This is a genomic window from Serratia sp. P2ACOL2 (genome assembly GCF_003691565.1).
In the GTDB taxonomy this organism is placed as follows: domain Bacteria; phylum Pseudomonadota; class Gammaproteobacteria; order Enterobacterales; family Enterobacteriaceae; genus Serratia; species Serratia liquefaciens.
In genome coordinates this window covers 1,100,080-1,118,165 of sequence record NZ_CP033162.1, presented here as the reverse complement: position 1 = coordinate 1,118,165, position 18,086 = coordinate 1,100,080, and the positions used below count along the sequence as shown (strand labels likewise).

The following is an 18,086-nucleotide window of genomic DNA, read 5'->3' as shown; positions in this document are numbered from 1 at the left end:
CGCGCACTAGAATCAGGCTACGGTGATAAGCACAACACCTTGTGCAACGTCACAATTTTCGGCCACCCCGGCCGGCCAATAGCTGAAGGAACACCTATGCGTCTGATTACTGCACTTCCATTACTGGCGGGTTTACTGCTGAGCACCAATCTGATGGCTGCCGAGACCGCAGCAAAAACGCCATCACCGGCACAGGCCGCGCAGCAGAAACGCATGACCGATTGTAATCAACAGGCCACCAGCAAAACGCTGAAAGGCGCGGATCGCTCTACCTTCATGAGCACCTGCCTGAAATCCGAAGGCACCGCTGCGACCAAAACGCTGACTCCGCAGCAGCAGAAAATGAAAACCTGTAACGCCGACGCCAAGACCAAAAGCCTGAAGGGTGACGAGCGTAAAACCTTTATGAGCAATTGCCTGAAAAAAGCAGCCTGATTGCCCTTCCCCACGGCACGGCCGAATCTCCCTTCGCCGTGCCGCACTCCCTATCTGCACCAGCCTGATCGATTCAGCTTTTCCTCAGAACAGCACTTACTTTGCGGCAAGAAATTGGCTATGGTTAAACACTATCGATTGCCGAGCCCCCGGCCGCGGCAATATAATGATTTTCGTTATCATTGAAATGTCAGATTATTAAGGAGTTAAGCTATGGCTGTAACTAAGCTGGTTCTGGTGCGTCACGGCGAAAGCCAGTGGAACAACGAAAACCGCTTCACCGGTTGGTATGATGTTGATTTGTCCGACAAAGGCCGCACCGAAGCGAAAGCAGCAGGCAAACTGTTGAAAGACGAAGGTTTCTCTTTTGACTTTGCTTACACCTCCGTACTGAAGCGCGCTATCCACACCCTGTGGAACATTCTGGACGAACTGGATCAGGCCTGGCTGCCGACTGAGAAATCCTGGAAACTGAACGAACGCCACTACGGCGCGCTGCAGGGTCTGAACAAGGCTGAAACCGCAGAAAAATACGGTGACGAGCAGGTTAAGCAATGGCGTCGCGGCTTCGCCGTTACTCCACCAGAGCTGACCAAAGATGACGAACGTTACCCGGGCCACGATCCGCGTTATTCCGCGCTGACCGAGAAAGAGCTGCCGCTGACCGAGAGTCTGGCGCTGACCATCGATCGCGTGATCCCTTACTGGGACGAAGAAATTCTGCCACGCATCAAAAGCGGCGAGCGCGTTATCGTTGCTGCACACGGCAACTCCCTGCGTGCGCTGGTGAAATACCTGGATAACCTGAGCGAAGACGAGATCCTCGAGCTGAACATCCCAACCGGCGTGCCGTTGGTGTATGAATTTGACGAGAACTTCAAGCCAATCAAACGTTACTACCTGGGTAATGCCGACGAGATCGCTGCTAAAGCGGCCGCCGTGGCAAACCAGGGTAAAGCGAAGTAATTTTCGCCGCATGATCTAAAAAGCCCCCGGTTTTGGCCGGGGGCTTTTTTATTGGAACCAGGCAGGTTTATCAGCCGCGGCGCGCTTTCACCGCTGTTGCCAACTCGCGCAGCACGGTTTCGGTGTCTTCCCAACCGATGCAGGCATCGGTGACGCTCTTGCCATAAACCAGCGGATCGCCGCTTTCCAGGTTTTGGTTGCCCTCCACCAGATGGCTTTCAATCATCACGCCCATAATCGCCTTTTCGCCGCCGGCAATCTGCTTGCAAACGTCAGCATTCACTTCCAGCTGCTTTTTGAATTGCTTGCTGCTGTTGGCATGGCTGAAATCGATCATCACCTGCGCCGGCAGACCCGCTTTGACCAGGCCTTCTTTGACTTCTTTCACATGTGCCGCGCTGTAGTTCGGCTCTTTGCCGCCGCGCAGAATAATGTGGCAATCGCCGTTACCGCTGGTGTTCACAATGGCTGAATGGCCCCATTTGGTCACCGACAGGAAACAGTGCGGTGCGCTGGCAGCATTGATGGCGTCAATAGCAACCTTGATGGTGCCGTCGGTACCGTTCTTGAAGCCAACCGGGCAAGACAGGCCGGAAGAGAGCTCGCGATGCACCTGAGATTCAGTGGTACGTGCGCCGATCGCGCCCCAGCTCATCAGATCTGCCAGATACTGCGGGGTGATCATGTCGAGGAATTCGCCCGCCGCCGGCAAACCGGTATCGTTAATATCCAGCAGCAGCTTACGGGCCAGACGAAGACCGTCGTTGATCTGGAAGCTGTTATCCATTTGCGGATCGTTGATCAATCCTTTCCAGCCCACGGTGGTACGCGGCTTTTCAAAATAAACCCGCATCACCACTTCCAGCTCGCCGCTCAGTTCCTGACGCAGCGACAGCAGGCGACCGGCATACTCTTTCGCCGCTTTGGTATCGTGGATTGAACAAGGGCCAATCACCACCAGCAGGCGATCGTCACTGCCGCGAAGGATCTGATGAATGGCACTGCGTGCCTTTGACACCGTCTCTGCTGCACGTTCAGTAGCCGGAAACTTCTCTAACAGGGCCACCGGTGGCAGGAGTTCCTTAATTTCTTTAATGCGTAAATCGTCGTTTTGGTAATTCATAACTTTTCCATTCGGTATCGAGAGGCGGTATTTCGCAGAGCATAGATCCAACCAATTTAGCCTGTGCGGATAACGCTGTAAATCACCTTTGCCACCTGCCGAATGAACCTCTAAATTAACAGTGGATTGTGCTGTTTCATCAGGGGAGCGCAGTGGCTCCTTTTTCGTTATGCTAACGGCCAGGATACTGTTACTCGAGCCAAGCCATGCCCTCTTTGTTATTAGTTGATGACCACCCGGTGGTTCATGTCGCACTGGAAGCGGCGCTAATCAAGTCATCCCGCCGCTTTCACCTGCAGGCGGTGCAAGACGACGTTCAGGCAATGGCCCAATTGGCCACGGCCGACTTTGCGCTGGTGATCCTCGATATCGGTCTGCCACAGGTGGACGGTTTGCAATTATTGAAAAAAATCCGCCGCCACTATCCGCAGCAACCGATCCTGATCTATACCGCACAGGAAGAAGATATCTACGCCCGTATGGCCTATTCGGCCGGCGCCAACGGATTTGTGCACAAGGGCAGCCGTCTCGAAGAGCTGGTGCTGGCGATTGAAACCGTACTGGATGGAAGCTTGAGCTTTCCCGCCACCGCCATGACCGAGGAGGCGCTACCGGCAGAAGGTACACTGCTGACGCCAAAAGAACTGCAGGTGCTCGGGCTGCTCAGCAAAGGCTTGTCCAATCTGCAAATCGCCGAGATGCTGAACATCAGCAACAAAACCGTCAGTACCCACAAGAAGAATATTCTGCGTAAGACCGGCGCCAGTAATCTGTTGGAGCTGGTGGCGGTGTTTAAAGAGCTGGCGCCATGATGCGTGCGCTTTTGCTGCTGGTAACGATGTTGCTGTGCGTCGGCAGTCTGGCGCACGCGGCGCAGCCGGTACGTTATCAATTGGTCAGCAACCTGAATATCCCGCCCGACCTGCTGATCGCCAGCGAGAAAAATCCCTGGCGCGACGCGACGCTGCGCATCGGTATCATCAGTGAAAATACCAGCCCTTATAATATTATTGTGGATGACGACCTGTACGGTCTGAATGCCGACTACCTGGGCTATGTTCAACAGGTCACCGGCATCCACTTTCAGATCTACGGCTTCTCCGATCTGGCGAAACTTGAGCAAGCGTTGCATGACGGGACTGTCGATCTGGTGTACGGCATTCCGCAAAACGAAGCGCTACACGGCCTGAAAATTTCTCAGCCTTATTACGTCAGTAACCTGCGCGTACTGCGGGATCGCAGCAACGATCGCAAAGTGATGCTCAACTCCGCCAATGCCCGGGTGGCGATCAGCACCCTGACCGATATGCAGGCCGGCAATGCGCTAAAGACGGTGTCGTCCCACGTACAACGCTATGACAACAACCTTCAGGCGGTGTATGCCCTGCTCAATGGCAGCAGCGACTACTTTATTGCCGATGAAGCCAGCGCCAGCTTTATTATCGACCAGCTGCAGCTCGGCCAGCTTTATCAGATCGAAAGTACCCTCAACCTCGGCAACCTGTCGTTCGTATTTGCCGCCGCCAACCCGGCGCTGATCGAGACCCTCAACGTGGCCATCGCCGACACCCCGATGGAGTTGATGAATGCCATCCAAAGCCGCTGGAGTAAAAAGATCCCCAGCTATCTCGATACCGGCAACGCCGATCTGACGCAGATGGAGAAAAGCTGGGTGAAGACTCACCCCACCGTCTATTACGCCGCCATCGAGAATAACTTCCCCTTCGCTTACCGCGGTTCCGGTGGGCAAGCGCGCGGTTATGCCATCGACATTTTGAATATCATTGCGCAAAACACCGGGTTGCGCTTTGTTCCGCTGTGGGCGCGCAATGCCGAACAGGCCGATCAACTGGTGCAATCCGGCCAGGCCAGCTTTCGCACCGCGTTACCATTGGCGCGTGGAGTTAAAGCGCGCTACAGCGCAAGTATGCCCATCCACCGTTCGCTGTGGGGGGTGTATGTTGGCCAACACGACAACGGGATTTCCACCTGGAGCGATCTGGCCGGTAAACGCATTGGCGTACTGCAGGGCGATCTGGCACAAGGCCTGGTGCCTGCCAACGAAGAACAAATCCGTTTTGCCGACAGTAAGGCCATGTATGACGCTCTGGCTAACGGCCAGTTGGATGCGCTGGTGGATAACGTGATTTCGGCAAACTTTGTCGCTTTGTCTCGTTACTCCGGGGCGATAAAGTTGGCGTTCGCCGCCAATAATATTGCCTACCCGGTAGCGTTCGGCGTGCGGCAGGATCAGCCATTGCTGTTGGCTATCCTCGATAAAAACCTGATGCAGATCCCGTCGGAAACGCTGCAATCACTGCGCGATGAGTGGATTGTCGATCGTAGCAACCTGATTGACGCCGTGAATGAAAACCGTATGCAGCCACAAACCACCTGGCTGCTGGCGCTGCTGGCTGCGGCGATCCTGTTGCTGTTGGGGCTGACCCTGCGCCGGTTTATCCTGCAGAGACGGGATAAGCGCGAACGGGAAGTGCTTGAACAGGCTCGTCGGCATGCGGAAGCCGAAAACCGAATGAAGAGTAAATTCCTGGCTACCGTCAGCCATGAATTGCGTACTCCGATGCACGCCATTCTTGGTTTGTTGGAGCTGGAGCTGAAACGTCAGCCAACGCCCGAGGGGCTGCCGGTGATCTACAGCTCGGCATCATCGTTGCTCAACCTGCTCAATGACTTGCAAGATCATGCCCGACTGGCCACCGGCTCGTTAACCTTAGCGCCCAAGGCCGTAGCTCTGTACCCTTGGGTGGCCCACATTAGCGCCCTGTACCGACCGCTGATTGGCGAACGCCCGGTGACACTAAACGTGAGTGCGGCCGACAACCTGCCCGCAGCCGTTCTTATTGATGGTGAGCGTTTACTTCAGGTCGCTAACAATCTGATAAATAATGCGATTAAGTTTACACCGCGCGGCAGTATTCAGGTCAGCATCGGCTGGCGTGAGCAGTCTGCACAGCAGGGAGAACTGTCGCTGACGGTGACCGACAGTGGGTGTGGCATCGCCGCCGATGAGATTGGCAAACTGTTCCAGCCGTTTTACCGCGCGCGCGGTGCGCAGCGAGTATCCGTGCAGGGAACCGGATTAGGGCTGTCTATTTGCAAGGAAATTATCGAACAAATGGGCGGTCGGATTGAGTTGCACTCGCGTCTCGGCGTCGGCACTGAGGTTTCCCTGTCGGTACCGGTCACCGAGGTTGCTCTTGACTCGGCGACACAGCAAACCGATAAGCCGCTCAACCTGCCGCCGCCGAGTTTGCGCGTGGCGCTGATTGACGATCACCCTACCAATCTCTTGCTGATGGAACGACAGCTGCGCCACTTCGGTCTGCAGCCGACGCTGTTCGAGCAGGGTTACCCACTGTTGAAAGCCCATCGTCAGCAGCCGTTTGACCTGCTGTTTATTGATTACAATATGCCGCGTCCGGATGGCCTGACGCTGGCAAGGCTGATACGCCGCGACGAGCAGCGCCATCATCGTCCGGCTTGCCAAATTATCCTCTGCTCGGCGGACGTGCAGGAATTTACCCGTATCCCCCCGGAGCGGGTGGCCATAGATCGCTTTTTAACCAAGCCTATTTCACTGGACGCTCTCGCACAGACGCTGCCACAGCACCCCCAAGCGCTGGAGCAGCAGTTAGTCCTTACTGACCTTCAGCAGTCCCTGGCCGATATGGCCGGTAATGACCGACCGATGATCCAACGTCTGGCGACAACGCTGCTGACAACGCTGCGGCAAGACCAGCAGCGGCTTGAGCAGGCGGTACTAAGCGAGGACTGGCTGCAGCTTGGGCAAGCCGCGCATCGCATTAAGGGCAGCCTGTTGATGCTGCAACTGCCGGCGGCAGCCAGCCTGTGTCAACAATTGGTGGACAGCGGGCGTGAAGGAACATTGCTTCAGGCCACCTATACTGAATTAAGTGCGTTAGTGGAACAGATACTGATAGAACTGGATGGTCTGGTCAGCGCTAACGCGTCGTCTATTGTTATGCACCATAAGGATGAATAATGTCGGACAGTCCGCACGTACACCAGCCGAAAGACAGTAATAGTAAACGCCTACTGACCGCTTTTTTAGTCACCGCGGTATTTATGATCGCCGAAGTTGCCGGTGGGTTAATTTCAGGTTCACTGGCGCTGCTGGCCGATGCCGGCCATATGCTCACCGATGCCGCTGCGCTGCTGGTCGCCTTGATGGCGGTGCACTTCTCACAGCGCAAGCCCAATGCACGCCATACCTTTGGTTATCTGCGCCTAACCACCCTCGCGGCCTTCCTCAACGCCGCCGCGCTGTTGGTGATCGTGGTATTCATCCTGTGGGAGGCGATACGGCGTTTCTTCGAGCCACAGCCGGTGATGGGTACGCCGATGCTGATTATCGCCATTGCGGGGCTGCTGGCTAACCTGTTCGCCTTCTGGCTGCTGCACCGCGGCAGCGAAGAGAAGAACATCAACGTGCGGGCTGCGGCGCTGCACGTGTTGGGGGATTTACTGGGGTCGGTGGGGGCCATTGCCGCGGCGATTGTGATCCTGACCACCGGCTGGACGCCGATCGACCCGATACTTTCGGTGCTGGTGTCCTGCCTGGTGATACGCAGTGCCTGGCGGCTGCTGAAGGAGAGCTTCCACGAGCTGCTTGAGGGGACGCCGCAAGAAGTGGATATCGCCAAACTGCAAAAAGACCTGTGCCTGAATATTCCTGAGGTACGCAACATCCACCACGTCCACGTCTGGCAGATTGGTGAACAGAAGCTGATGACGTTGCATGCGCAGGTGATACCGCCGAATGACCATGATGGCTTGCTGCGCCGCATTCAGGGCTATCTGTTGGAACACTACCGGATTGGCCACGTGACCATTCAAATGGAATACCAGCATTGCGATACGCCCGACTGCGGAATTAACCGGGCTCCCGAGCCGAGTGACCACTCACATTCCGGTTCGCATTCTCATCTGGGGCATCATCATTAATACCATCGGGGCGCCTTCTAGGGCGCCCCGGCGATATTTTAAGGTGCGGAAGACAAAGGCCGCGATTGGTTGTTGCCGGCACTTTTGATCCACAGCCAGGAACCGTTCAGTGCGATCAGCGTCAGGATCACGTATTCCAACGCCATGGCGTAAACGCCCTGATAGGCAAAAATCGCTACGCTGATCACGTCAATCACCACCCACAGCAACCAATTCTCCACGTACTTGCGCGTCATCAGAATCATCGCGACGATCGACAGCACCATCATCGCTGAATCCCAGAACGGGAAGGCGTCCGGTTGCAACTCAGGCATTTGCACGCTGAGGCCCAAGCCCTGCATTACCGTCACCGCAACCTGAGTCAACCAGGCGAAAACGCGGTCGATATTAAAGGTCATCAGTGCAATGCCGATCACACATACCGCCGCCCAGCCCAATGCCTTCGGCAGCGGTAACCAACGAATCTTCAGCTCGGCCTGATTATCCTGCGTCTGACGACTCCAGGCGTACCAGCCGTAGATATTGGCAACAAAGAAGAACAGCTGCAGCAGCAGACTGGCGTAAAGCTGGATTTGGAAGAAAATCACCGCGAACAGCGTGACGTTAATCAGGCCGAACAGGTAATTGATGATTTTCTCTTTGCTGGCATACCAGATACACAACAAACCGAACAGGGTGCCGATCGCCTCAATCCATGACAGATCATAACCCCCTGCACCCAGCGGGATATGCACCAAGATATTGCTGGTACTGAAAAAGCTCATTTTATTATCCTTATTAAACGGTTAAGCGTTCCCTTTTACCTGCATTTTTAATTGGGCAGCAAAATCCAACATCCGGTTCAGCGGGATTAGCGCCTTTTGACGTAACGCCGCATCCACGTGGATCTCATGCAGTGCACCGCCCTGCTCCAGCCCGTCGGCAATCGCCTTCAGGCCGTTCATCGCCATCCATGGGCAGTGCGCACAGCTGCGACAGGTGGCGCCTTCACCGGCGGTCGGCGCTTCAAAAAGCTCCTTGTCCGGGCAGGCCTGTTGCATCTTATAAAAAATACCGCGATCGGTGGCGACAATCAGCTGCGGATTAGGCAAAGTTTTCGCCGCCTGTATCAATTGGCTGGTTGAGCCTACCGCATCGGCCAGATCAACCACCGCCTGTGGCGACTCAGGGTGCACCAGTATCGCCGCGTCAGGGTATAAGGCCTTCATGCGCATCAGGGCCTGGGTTTTAAACTCGTCATGGACGATACAGGCCCCCTGCCAGCACAATACGTCGGCCCCTGTCTGCTTTTGCACGTAGTTGCCCAGGTGACGGTCCGGGGCCCAGATGATTTTCTCGCCCAGGCTGTCGAGGTGCTCAATCAGTTCAACGGCGATACTGGAGGTAACTACCCAGTCCGCACGGGCTTTTACCGCCGCCGAGGTATTAGCGTAGACCACCACGGTGCGATCGGGGTGGCTGTCGCAAAATGCATGGAACTCTTCTTCCGGACAGCCAAGATCCAGCGAGCACTCTGCGTGCAGCGTCGGCATCAGCACCTGTTTTTCCGGGCTGAGGATTTTGGCGGTTTCGCCCATAAAGCGCACGCCGGCGACCAATAAGGTCGAAGCCGGGTGATTACTGCCAAAGCGCGCCATTTCCAGCGAGTCCGCCACACAGCCGCCGGTTTCCTCCGCCAGCGCCTGGATCTCAGGATCGGTATAGTAATGGGCCACCATCACCGCATTGCGCTGCTTGAGCAGGGTTTTAATCTTCTCACGATAAAACGCCTTCTGCGCGACGTCTAACGGCACGGGTTTGGGCGGGAACGGGTACACCGCCGCATTAACATCAAACATTTCACTCATCGCTGCAATCTCTGTGCTAGGCTGGGTGTCTGCTGCCCGGGTATTACCCATCGCAACCCCCTTCGTTTTATATACTAAACAAAATACCTAAAATTGAGCGAAAAGTCCGCTGATATTTTCAATATCACGCCGATGAAGTTTAATGGATTGAATTTTTGATCAAAGAGAGAGATCTGCAGGGGGAAAGTGCTCTCGTGATAGAGAGAATGGATTACGCTTGCCAACTAAAATGGCGAGAGCGGGATGGTACCGGAGATTTTGTCGAACCTGAACGCAGCTTCTTACCTACGATGCTCGGCTATGTGATTTTTGATTCTGGGAAAAGTACCGAAGGACTCTGAGAGATGGTGGGTCGTGCAGGATTATTCGGCCTTTGGCCTCACCCTGCGGGCCAGCGCAAGCGCTGTTCAAAATTGACAGGCAATTTTGTCGAACCTGAACGCAGCTTCTCACCTACACGATTTGTGCTATATGCTAATTCAGATTTTTTAATTAGGGGGAGTATTTCTTTAAGAATGGTGGGTCGTGCAGGATTCGAACCTGCGACCAATTGATTAAAAGTCAACTGCTCTACCAACTGAGCTAACGACCCACTGGTGTGGTTTACTGCTGAACCGCGTAAGCAGGAGAGGAACTCGCTGCAAGAATGGTGGGTCGTGCAGGATTCGAACCTGCGACCAATTGATTAAAAGTCAACTGCTCTACCAACTGAGCTAACGACCCACTGACGTGGTTTACTGCTGAACAGCCAATACAAACCGAAGCCTGGATTGAGGAAAAACAATTCTGAAATGGTGGGTCGTGCAGGATTATTCGGCCTTTGGCCTCACCCTTCGGGCCATCACTTGCGTGATGTTGTCTCGCTTCGCGAGACTCGAACCTTTACGGTTCTCACCCTGACGATTCCACATCGTAATCACATCTAAAAATGGTGGGTCGTGCAGGATTCGAACCTGCGACCAATTGATTAAAAGTCAACTGCTCTACCAACTGAGCTAACGACCCACAGCAGTGGTGGGTGATGACGGGCTCGAACCGCCGACCCCCTCCGTGTAAAGGAGATGCTCTACCAACTGAGCTAATCACCCACTGACGTGGTTACTGCTACTACTTCAGAAATTGGTGGGTCGTGCAGGATTCGAACCTGCGACCAATTGATTAAAAGTCAACTGCTCTACCAACTGAGCTAACGACCCAATTTCCTTGCTGCTTTAACATCTTGCAAGATGTCTTGGCAACGGCGGCATATATTACTAATTTATCTTGGCAGCGCAACCTAAATTTTTGAACAAGGGGTTCAACTGCTTGTTCTTCACGCGAATGAGCCCAGAAAGCGGTCAAATCGACTAACTTCTGGGCTCATTATTTTTTCTGACTAACCGGCTACGCGACTTTTCGCCTGTTTGGCCGCCGCACTGGTTGGGTATTGTTTAATCACCTGCTGGAACACAGCTTTGGCTTTATCGGCCTGCCCTTTCTCCTGCATGATGATACCTACCTTGTACATGGCGTCCGGCGCCTTAGGTGACTTTGAGTAATTCTTCACCACGACCGCATAATAGTAAGCCGCATCGTCTTTCTTACCCTTGTTGTAATACAACTGGCCTAGCCAATAGTTGGCATTAGGCTGGTAAGTAGACTTTGGGTACTGTTTTACGAAGGTCTGAAAAGCAGAAATCGCCTGGTCATACTGTTTTTTTTCCAGCGCCAATGAAACAGCGGCGTTGTAGTCGCTGTTTTCATCACCCTTGCTGGCCGGCGCTGCTGCTGTAGCGCCCGCAGACGCATTGTCAGCACCGTCGGAGGACGCAGCCGCTGCTGCTCCACCCGCGGCACCCGCTGCGGCAGCAGAGCTCTGAGCGCCGCCCTGGCTGATGCTATCCATCTGCTGATAGATTTGCTTTTGGCGTTCAACGACCTGATTCAGTTGATATTGGCTTTCCTGGATTTGCCCGCGGAGCGAGTCAATATCGCGCTGATTGTCAGAGAGTTGTTGCTGGAGTTGGTTTAAAAGCTGGCCTTGAGCATTGCTGATGCGCTCAAGCGAGGTGACACGGTCTTCGACCGAGCCGGAGCCGACATTACTGATTGGCGCTTGGGCAGTAGCGGCCCATGGGACCGCTACGCCAACCAGTAACGACAGACTCAACAAGTGACGTCTGAAGTTACTGTTCATGCGATTCTCTTAGTAAACCAGAACTGCACGACGGTTTTTAGCATAAGCCGCTTCGTCGTGGCCCAGTACTGCTGGTTTTTCTTTACCGTAAGAAACGATAGAGATTTGGTCAGCTGAAACGCCTTTACCTTGCAGGTACATTTTCACGGAGTTAGCACGACGCTCACCCAGGGCAATGTTGTATTCCGGCGTACCGCGCTCATCCGCGTGGCCTTCTACGGTCACTTTGTAAGACGGGTTGTTACGCAGGAATGCAGCGTGCGCGTCCAGCATCTGAGCGAACTCAGAGCTCACGTCATACTTGTCCAGACCGAAGTAAACAATGTTGTTCTTCTGCAGTTCTTGCATCTGCAGACGAGCTTGTTCTTCAGAAGACAGGTTGCTGCTGCCGTTTTCTGTACCAGTGCCAGCGCCAGCGCCCAGACCAGATTGGTCGTTGTTTGCGCTTTTGTTAGAACTACAAGCTGCTACAGCCAGGACTGGCAGTGCCAGCAGAAGCCCTTTCAGCACTTTGTTCAGTTGCATTTCTTTAATCCTTTTATAGTTTGCCATACATATTTACACATGCATCACAGATACGGCGACCAGGCAGGGAATTTGACCTGTCCATCAGTTGCCGGAAGACGCGCTTTAAAACGCCCATCAGTCGATACCAGTTGCAACACGGAGCCCATACCTTGCGTGGAGCTATAGATCACCATGGTGCCGTTTGGCGCAATACTAGGCGTTTCGTCCAGGAAGGTGCCGGTCAAAACTTGAACTGCACCCGATCCGAGATCTTGTTTGGCGATATGCTGAGCACCATTGTTTGAGCTCACCATCACCAGGAATTTACCATCAGAGCTGACTTCAGAATCCTGATTCTGAGAGCCTTCCCATGTCAGACGCTGTGACGCACCGCCACTGGCACTGACTTTATAAATCTGTGGCCGGCCACCCTGATCGGAGGTATACGCCAGAGACTGGCCATCCGGGAACCAGGTCGGTTCGGTATTGTTGCTGCGCCCGTCGGTGATTTGAGTGATCTGGCCAGAGCCCAGATTCATCACGTACAGGTTCAGGCTGCCGCTTTTAGACAGCGCGAAGGCCAGACGGCTGCCGTCCGGTGAGAACGCCGGTGCACCGTTGTGGCGCGGGAACGAGGCGATCTGACGGATAGCACCGTTAGCCAGGGTCTGAACCACCAGCGCAGAGCGGCCGCTTTCAAAGGTCACGTACGCCAGTTTGCTGCCGTCCGGCGACCAGGCCGGGGACATCAGTGGTTCCGGTGAACGGTGTACCACAAACTGGTTGTAGCCGTCGTAATCCGCTACGCGCAGCTCGTACGGGAATTTCCCGCCGTTAGTCTGCACAACGTAAGCGATACGGGTACGGAATGCGCCCTTGATACCGGTCAGCTTTTCAAACACTTCGTCACTGGCGGTGTGAGCAGAATAACGCAACCACTGCTTGGTCACTTTATACTGGTTCTGCGCCAATACGGTGCCTGGAGAACCTGAAGTGTCCACCAGTTGATAAGAGATCAGGTAGCCGCCGTCCGCACCAGGTTGAACCTGTCCGACCACGACTGCGTCAATGCCCAATGCAGTCCAGGCCGCCGGCGTCACTTCAGACGCGGTGGTCGGTTGCTGCGGCATGCGCGCTACGTCAATTGGGTTGAATTTGCCGCTGTTGCGCAGGTCTGCGCCGACAATCTTGCCAATATCTTCCGGAGGCGTGCCTGGGCCAGCCCATTTAAACGGCACCACACCAATCGGGCGAGCGGAGTCGACCCCTTGGGTGATTTCAATGCGAACTTCCGCGTGAAGAACGGAGGCCCACAGTATTAAAAAACCTAACGCTACTCGAAATGCCTGCTTCATCTCATCTCCCTTATCCAGGCGGGATGCCTGCGATAAATTAGCAGAATTTTAACAAACCAACGCAAACAAAACTACATAATCCCTGTTGGTTACCTTAGTACATCCCTGCGATATGACTTAGCTAATCAACCGTTATTGTGGCTTAAATACAAGGGTCGAATTCTTAAAGTGCTGATAAACGGCATCGCTCGGTGGTTTCGGGATCTTCGCCTGATTCGCAGCAGCTACAGCCGCCTGGCACAGGGCAGGATCGCCACCTACCGATTTCACGTCAATCAAAAAGCCATCAGGCCCCAGCTTGATGCGTAGGTCACAGGTCTTACCGGCAAACGAACTGGCATCATAAAACTTATTCTGAATTGCTGTGCGAATCTGCCCCGCATAGCCATCAATATCGGCACCACTCGCCCCTGCAGCCTTGGCATTGCCCTGACCGGCCGGTTTACCGTCACCCTTCGCTTTAGCCCCGCCGCCTTTCGGCGCGTTTTTACCGTCCGCCAGGTCGCCAAACAGATCATTGACGTCCGAAGACTGAGCTGCAGCTGCGGCAGCCGCTTTCTTCTTGGCGTCTGCGGCTTTCTTGGCAGCAGCTTTCTCAGCGGCGGCTTTTTTCTCAGCTTCTGCAGCCGCTTTTTTCTCGGCATCAGCTGCGGCTTTTTTCTCGGCTTCTGCTGCAGCTTTCTTCTCGGCTTCGGCAGCGGCCTTTTTCTCTGCAGCTTCGGCAGCAGCGGCTTTCTTCGCTTCTTCCGCCTGTTTCTTGGCGGCAGCGGCAGCAGCCGCTTCTTTCTTGGCTTCAGACTCCGCTTTCTTCTGCGCGTCGGCCTGTGCTTTAGCGACTTTATCTGCCTCGGCCTTGGCCTTGGCGGCGGCCGCTTCCGCTACTTTCTGTTGTTCTTTGGCTTTCGCCGCGGCGTTCTCGGCCGCTTTTTGCTGTTCAGCAGCCTGCTTTTGTTGCTCCGCCGCCTGTTTTTGCTGCTCTGCGGCCTGCTTCTGCTGTTCAGCCTGTTCTTTCGCGTCCTGCGCCGCTTTTTCCTGCGCAGACAAACGCTCTTTCTCCAGCTCTTTCAGGCGCTGTTGCTCCGCCGCTTGCTTCTGCTGAAGTTCTTCGGCTTGTTGTTCCGCTTTTTTCTGGCGCTGCTTTTCAGCACGCTGCGCGTCGTTACTCTGCTGTTGCTGGCGGTTGTACTGCTCCACCACTGCCCCGGGATCGACCATCACTGCACCGACGACAGAACCTTCGCCACCGCCGCCGGCACTGTTCATGTCGACGTTTTCTTGCAGCGATCCCCAAATCAGCAGGGCAATCAATACAAAGTGCAGAACGACCGAAACAATAACGGCGCGGTTCAGCTTATCGTTTTGCTCAGTTGCCTTTACCAAAATAGATTCCCAAAAACTGGTGTTGCTTATACGGGGTTCCTGAGCCAATGGCACAGGAACCGGGTTGCCACTGACCTTAGGGTCAGATTGGCTGGGTCATTAGTCCCACGGAAGCCACGCCCGCCTGATGGAGAATATTCAATGCCTTGATAATCTCATCGTACGGTACTTCCTTCGCCCCACCGATCAAAAAGACCGTTTTCGGGTTAGCCGCTAAACGCGACTTGGCTTCGGCGGCAACCTGTTCCGGCGGCAGCAGCTCCATGCGGTTGTGATCCACCACCAGGGTGTATTGACCCACGCCTGAAACCTCAAGGATCACCGGCGGGTTATCATCGCTGGACACCGTCTTGGAATCGGTGGCATCCGGCAGATCAACCTCAACGCTCTGCGTGATAATCGGCGCCGTTGCCATAAAGATCAGCAACAGCACCAGCAACACGTCGAGCAACGGAACGATGTTTATTTCGGACTTCAGCTCGCGCCGATTACGTCCACGAACTCTCGCCATGCTACCTCCTACTTATTTGCTGTCGCTGGAGAAGGCCTGACGATGCAGAATAGCGGTGAACTCTTCCATAAAGTTGTCGTAATTCTGCTCAAGCTTGTTGACGCGCTGGTTGAGGCGGTTATAGGCCATAACGGCCGGAATAGCGGCGAACAAACCGATGGCGGTTGCGATCAGTGCTTCGGCGATACCCGGTGCTACCATTTGCAGCGTGGCCTGCTTCACCGCGCCCAGTGCGATAAAGGCATGCATAATCCCCCACACGGTGCCGAACAGACCGATATACGGACTGATCGAACCCACGGTGCCAAGGAAAGGAATGTGGTTTTCCAGCGTTTCCAGCTCGCGGTTCATCGAGATGCGCATGGCGCGTGACGCCCCTTCGATCACCGATTCCGGCGCATGGTTGTTAGCGCGGTGCAAACGAGCGAACTCTTTGAAACCAGAGTGGAAAATTTGCTCTGAGCCGGTCAGGCTATCGCGACGCGCCTGGCTTTCCTGATACAGACGGGAAAGCTCAATACCGGACCAGAATTTGTCTTCAAAGGCTTCGGCGTCACGCGTGGCCGCATTCAGGATGCGGGTGCGCTGGATGATGATCGCCCAAGAGGCCACTGAGAAGCATATCAAAATCAACATGATAAGCTTAACCAGCAAACTCGCCTTCAAGAATAAATCTAGGATGTTCATGTCAGTCACTGCTTAAACTCCGCGACAATAGACTTAGGAAGCGCTATCGGCTTCATTTGGTGTGGATCAATGCATGCAATCAACACATCGGCCTGACTCAAAAGAGTCCCGTCAGAATTGACAATGCGTTGGGCAAACGTGAGAGAGGCCCCGCGCATTGAGGTGATTTCACTCTGCACTTCCAGCTGTTCGTCGAGACGAGCCGGAGCCAGGTAATCCACCGTCATGCGCCGAACCACGAAAGCGACATGTTCACTGAGCAGCTGCTGTTGATGAAAGTTGTGATGACGCAGCATCTCGGTGCGCGCTCTTTCAAAAAAGGCGACATAGCGGGCGTGATAGACCACACCACTGGCATCGGTATCCTCGTAGTAAACGCGAACCGGCCATCGAAACAACGTATTACTCACTCTACTTCCCAGCAATGCAATTTAACGGTGCTACTATACGCAAGACGGATCGGGTTGGGAATGGGTTACAAGAGGGGAACGAAAATAATTATGGGCCGGAAGGGCCCATAACGCGGGGATATAGAAGAGATTATAAAGAAACGTAAAGTAATCCTGCGGCGAGGATCACAATTGCCGGAAGTGGCGCAAAAAAAGCGCGCCATAACGTCCGCTGCGGTTTGAAACCAACGCCGTGAACGACCCCGGCGCAAACAGCCCAAATCAGCAGCAGCCCTTCCCAAATCTCCAGCGAGCTGGTCTTCGCCGCAAAGCGGGTCGGATCCCAGAAAATACAGCCCGCTAAAATCAACGCCAGCACCAGTGAAAGGGCCCGGACCGGGCCCTTGTCAGTTATGGCGTACAGCTTGTCAGTTAATGACGAACTCATCACTTACCGTCTTGCTGTGCTTTAGAATCTTCGTGGTGCTCAAGCGCCAGCGCCGTGATGATACCGAAGGCACAGGCAAGAAGCGTTCCGAGAATCCAGGCAAAATACCACATGGTTTAGCTCCCTATCCTTAATACAGCGAATGCTTGTTGTTCTCGACAAAGTTCTTGTCGAGACGGCCGAACATTTTGTAGTACGACCAGCTGGTGTACCCCAGAACGATAGGCACGAAGATCGCCGCGACAACGGTCATCACTTCCAGCGTCAACAGACTGGAGGTGGCATCCCACATGGTCAGACTGATGTTAGGCACGGTGCTTGACGGCATCACGAACGGGAACATGGTCACACCGGCAGTCAGGATCACGCAGGCAATGGTCAGTGACGAAGTCACGAATGCCAGCGCGTCTTTCGACATGCGGGAGAACAGCACCGTAAACAGCGGCAGCACTACGCCCAGAGCAGGCAGTGCCCACAGCAGCGGATACTTGTTGAAGTTGATCAACCATGCACCGGCCTGGTGAGCCACTTCTTTACGCATCGGGTTAGACTCCGCCATGGTATCCAGCGCCGAGGTAATCACATAACCATCGATGCCTTTCACCAGCCAAATGCCGCCCAACAGGAAGAACACTGCCATCACCAGCGTGGAGATCTGCGCCGCAGCACGGGCACGCAGGTGGATCTCACCGCTAGTACGCATCTGCAGGTAGGTTGCCCCCTGGGTCACCAGCATGGTCAGGCTGACGACACCCGCCAACAGGCCAAACGGATTCAGCAGTTGGAAGAAGTTGCCGGTGTAGAACAGACGCATGTATTCGTCCATGTGGAACGGCACGCCCTGCAGCAGGTTGCCGAACGCCACGCCGAATACCACCGCCGGCACAAAGCTGCCGATGAAGATGCCCCAGTCCCACATGTTGCGCCAGCGGCTGCTTTCCAGCTTCGAGCGGTAGTCAAAACCGACCGGGCGGAAGAACAAGGCGGACAGCACCAAGATCATGGCGACGTAGAAACCGGAGAACGCCGCCGCATAGACCATTGGCCAGGCGGCGAACAGCGCACCACCGGCCGTGATCAGCCACACCTGGTTACCGTCCCAGTGCGGCGCGATGGAGTTGATCATCACCCGGCGCTCGGTATCGGTTTTACCGATAATGCGCACCAGGATGCCGACCCCCATGTCGAAACCGTCGGTGACGGCGAAACCGATCAGCAGTACGCCAATCAGGACCCACCAGATAAATCGCAGTACTTCATAATCAAACATACGTGG

The 18,086-nt window shown here is 54.7% G+C and carries 18 protein-coding genes, 5 tRNA genes and 2 other RNA genes; 5 read left to right on the top strand and 20 right to left on the bottom strand.

Features of this window, described 5'->3' with window-relative positions; genetic code table 11:
* The first annotated feature begins 96 nt into the window (after nucleotides 1-96).
* Together EBA31_RS05335 and gpmA are read left to right on the top strand one after the other, a co-directional pair.
* On the top strand, nucleotides 97-435 hold the full coding sequence (locus tag EBA31_RS05335) for a PsiF family protein (protein WP_020825694.1): 339 nt from the start codon (nucleotides 97-99) through the stop codon (nucleotides 433-435).
* A 213-nt stretch (nucleotides 436-648) separates the two neighbouring features.
* Nucleotides 649-1,401 carry a 2,3-diphosphoglycerate-dependent phosphoglycerate mutase gene (gene gpmA / locus EBA31_RS05325; protein WP_004941818.1) on the top strand — a complete coding sequence of 251 codons (753 nt, stop codon included), beginning with the start codon at nucleotides 649-651 and terminating at the stop codon, nucleotides 1,399-1,401.
* A 70-nt stretch (nucleotides 1,402-1,471) separates the two neighbouring features.
* Here the strand turns inward: gpmA and aroG are convergent, their stop codons facing one another.
* A complete protein-coding gene (gene aroG, locus EBA31_RS05320; protein WP_020825692.1) occupies nucleotides 1,472-2,524 on the bottom strand; it encodes a 3-deoxy-7-phosphoheptulonate synthase AroG in 1,053 nt (350 codons plus the stop codon).
* 206 nt (nucleotides 2,525-2,730) lie between these two features.
* Here aroG and EBA31_RS05315 point away from each other — a divergent pair, with 206 nt between their 5' ends.
* Genes EBA31_RS05315 through zitB form a run of 3 tightly spaced genes read left to right on the top strand, consistent with a single transcriptional unit; the run spans nucleotide 2,731 to nucleotide 7,510 of the window.
* A complete protein-coding gene (locus EBA31_RS05315; RefSeq protein ID WP_020825691.1) occupies nucleotides 2,731-3,336 on the top strand; it encodes a response regulator transcription factor in 606 nt (201 codons plus the stop codon).
* Entirely contained in the window at nucleotides 3,333-6,548 is a 3,216-nt protein-coding gene (locus tag EBA31_RS05310; protein ID WP_122077617.1) for a transporter substrate-binding domain-containing protein, read from the top strand. Before EBA31_RS05315 ends, EBA31_RS05310 begins: the two co-directional genes overlap by 4 nt.
* The gene (zitB, locus tag EBA31_RS05305) at nucleotides 6,548-7,510 is read left to right on the top strand and encodes a CDF family zinc transporter ZitB (protein WP_044548924.1); all 963 of its coding nucleotides are present in this window, start codon (nucleotides 6,548-6,550) and stop codon (nucleotides 7,508-7,510) included. Before EBA31_RS05310 ends, zitB begins: the two co-directional genes overlap by 1 nt.
* 38 nt (nucleotides 7,511-7,548) lie before the next feature.
* On the opposite strand, the gene pnuC is transcribed toward zitB, so the two are convergent.
* From pnuC to cydB, 19 genes are all read right to left on the bottom strand, one after another.
* Nucleotides 7,549-8,274, bottom strand: a complete 726-nt coding sequence (gene pnuC / locus EBA31_RS05300) for a nicotinamide riboside transporter PnuC (RefSeq protein WP_020825689.1) — start codon at nucleotides 8,272-8,274, stop codon at nucleotides 7,549-7,551.
* A gap of 21 nt (nucleotides 8,275-8,295) precedes the next feature.
* On the bottom strand, nucleotides 8,296-9,357 hold the full coding sequence (gene nadA / locus EBA31_RS05295; RefSeq protein ID WP_041415250.1) for a quinolinate synthase NadA: 1,062 nt from the start codon (nucleotides 9,355-9,357) through the stop codon (nucleotides 8,296-8,298).
* A 345-nt stretch (nucleotides 9,358-9,702) separates the two neighbouring features.
* Nucleotides 9,703-9,830: non-coding RNA, RtT sRNA (locus EBA31_RS05285), on the bottom strand.
* Between the two features lie 43 nt (nucleotides 9,831-9,873).
* Nucleotides 9,874-9,949 (bottom strand) — tRNA-Lys (locus EBA31_RS05280).
* 55 nt (nucleotides 9,950-10,004) lie between these two features.
* A tRNA-Lys gene (locus EBA31_RS05275) sits at nucleotides 10,005-10,080 on the bottom strand.
* 69 nt (nucleotides 10,081-10,149) lie between these two features.
* Nucleotides 10,150-10,272: non-coding RNA, RtT sRNA (locus tag EBA31_RS05270), on the bottom strand.
* Between the two features lie 14 nt (nucleotides 10,273-10,286).
* Nucleotides 10,287-10,362, bottom strand: a tRNA-Lys gene (locus tag EBA31_RS05265).
* Nucleotides 10,363-10,369: 7 nt separating this feature from the next.
* Nucleotides 10,370-10,445: transfer RNA gene (locus EBA31_RS05260), tRNA-Val, on the bottom strand.
* A 32-nt stretch (nucleotides 10,446-10,477) separates the two neighbouring features.
* Nucleotides 10,478-10,553: transfer RNA gene (locus tag EBA31_RS05255), tRNA-Lys, on the bottom strand.
* Between the two features lie 179 nt (nucleotides 10,554-10,732).
* On the bottom strand, nucleotides 10,733-11,533 hold the full coding sequence (gene cpoB / locus EBA31_RS05250) for a cell division protein CpoB (protein WP_122077613.1): 801 nt from the start codon (nucleotides 11,531-11,533) through the stop codon (nucleotides 10,733-10,735).
* Nucleotides 11,534-11,542: 9 nt separating this feature from the next.
* Nucleotides 11,543-12,058: a peptidoglycan-associated lipoprotein Pal gene (gene pal, locus EBA31_RS05245; RefSeq protein ID WP_020825686.1), complete on the bottom strand. Its 516-nt coding sequence runs from the start codon at nucleotides 12,056-12,058 to the stop codon at nucleotides 11,543-11,545.
* Nucleotides 12,059-12,102: 44 nt separating this feature from the next.
* Nucleotides 12,103-13,395: a Tol-Pal system beta propeller repeat protein TolB gene (tolB, locus tag EBA31_RS05240; protein ID WP_020825685.1), complete on the bottom strand. Its 1,293-nt coding sequence runs from the start codon at nucleotides 13,393-13,395 to the stop codon at nucleotides 12,103-12,105.
* 132 nt (nucleotides 13,396-13,527) lie between these two features.
* On the bottom strand, nucleotides 13,528-14,775 hold the full coding sequence (gene tolA / locus EBA31_RS05235; protein ID WP_122080585.1) for a cell envelope integrity protein TolA: 1,248 nt from the start codon (nucleotides 14,773-14,775) through the stop codon (nucleotides 13,528-13,530).
* An 82-nt stretch (nucleotides 14,776-14,857) separates the two neighbouring features.
* On the bottom strand, nucleotides 14,858-15,286 hold the full coding sequence (gene tolR, locus EBA31_RS05230; protein WP_020825683.1) for a colicin uptake protein TolR: 429 nt from the start codon (nucleotides 15,284-15,286) through the stop codon (nucleotides 14,858-14,860).
* 12 nt (nucleotides 15,287-15,298) lie between these two features.
* On the bottom strand, nucleotides 15,299-15,982 hold the full coding sequence (tolQ, locus tag EBA31_RS05225) for a Tol-Pal system protein TolQ (RefSeq protein WP_039992358.1): 684 nt from the start codon (nucleotides 15,980-15,982) through the stop codon (nucleotides 15,299-15,301).
* On the bottom strand, nucleotides 15,979-16,383 hold the full coding sequence (gene ybgC / locus EBA31_RS05220; protein ID WP_020825682.1) for a tol-pal system-associated acyl-CoA thioesterase: 405 nt from the start codon (nucleotides 16,381-16,383) through the stop codon (nucleotides 15,979-15,981). The genes tolQ and ybgC overlap by 4 nt, the downstream gene beginning before the upstream one ends.
* Before the next feature lie 130 nt (nucleotides 16,384-16,513).
* Entirely contained in the window at nucleotides 16,514-16,810 is a 297-nt protein-coding gene (gene ybgE, locus EBA31_RS05215) for a cyd operon protein YbgE (RefSeq protein ID WP_044548919.1), read from the bottom strand.
* Nucleotides 16,810-16,923, bottom strand: a complete 114-nt coding sequence (gene cydX, locus EBA31_RS05210) for a cytochrome bd-I oxidase subunit CydX (RefSeq protein ID WP_004949761.1) — start codon at nucleotides 16,921-16,923, stop codon at nucleotides 16,810-16,812. The genes ybgE and cydX overlap by 1 nt, the downstream gene beginning before the upstream one ends.
* A gap of 17 nt (nucleotides 16,924-16,940) precedes the next feature.
* Nucleotides 16,941-18,080 carry a cytochrome d ubiquinol oxidase subunit II gene (gene cydB / locus EBA31_RS05205; RefSeq protein WP_020825680.1) on the bottom strand — a complete coding sequence of 380 codons (1,140 nt, stop codon included), beginning with the start codon at nucleotides 18,078-18,080 and terminating at the stop codon, nucleotides 16,941-16,943.
* Nucleotides 18,081-18,086 lie beyond the last annotated feature (6 nt).

Coding starts and splice junctions, on each gene's coding strand:
- EBA31_RS05335 (WP_020825694.1), top strand. CDS start 97: ATGCGTCTGATTACTGCACTTCCATTACTGGCGGGTTTACTGCTGAGC.
- gpmA (WP_004941818.1), top strand. CDS start 649: ATGGCTGTAACTAAGCTGGTTCTGGTGCGTCACGGCGAAAGCCAGTGG.
- aroG (WP_020825692.1), bottom strand. CDS start 2,524: ATGAATTACCAAAACGACGATTTACGCATTAAAGAAATTAAGGAACTC.
- EBA31_RS05315 (WP_020825691.1), top strand. CDS start 2,731: ATGCCCTCTTTGTTATTAGTTGATGACCACCCGGTGGTTCATGTCGCA.
- EBA31_RS05310 (WP_122077617.1), top strand. CDS start 3,333: ATGATGCGTGCGCTTTTGCTGCTGGTAACGATGTTGCTGTGCGTCGGC.
- zitB (WP_044548924.1), top strand. CDS start 6,548: ATGTCGGACAGTCCGCACGTACACCAGCCGAAAGACAGTAATAGTAAA.
- pnuC (WP_020825689.1), bottom strand. CDS start 8,274: ATGAGCTTTTTCAGTACCAGCAATATCTTGGTGCATATCCCGCTGGGT.
- nadA (WP_041415250.1), bottom strand. CDS start 9,357: ATGAGTGAAATGTTTGATGTTAATGCGGCGGTGTACCCGTTCCCGCCC.
- cpoB (WP_122077613.1), bottom strand. CDS start 11,533: ATGAACAGTAACTTCAGACGTCACTTGTTGAGTCTGTCGTTACTGGTT.
- pal (WP_020825686.1), bottom strand. CDS start 12,058: ATGCAACTGAACAAAGTGCTGAAAGGGCTTCTGCTGGCACTGCCAGTC.
- tolB (WP_020825685.1), bottom strand. CDS start 13,395: ATGAAGCAGGCATTTCGAGTAGCGTTAGGTTTTTTAATACTGTGGGCC.
- tolR (WP_020825683.1), bottom strand. CDS start 15,286: ATGGCGAGAGTTCGTGGACGTAATCGGCGCGAGCTGAAGTCCGAAATA.
- ybgE (WP_044548919.1), bottom strand. CDS start 16,810: ATGAGTTCGTCATTAACTGACAAGCTGTACGCCATAACTGACAAGGGC.
- cydX (WP_004949761.1), bottom strand. CDS start 16,923: ATGTGGTATTTTGCCTGGATTCTCGGAACGCTTCTTGCCTGTGCCTTC.
- cydB (WP_020825680.1), bottom strand. CDS start 18,080: ATGTTTGATTATGAAGTACTGCGATTTATCTGGTGGGTCCTGATTGGC.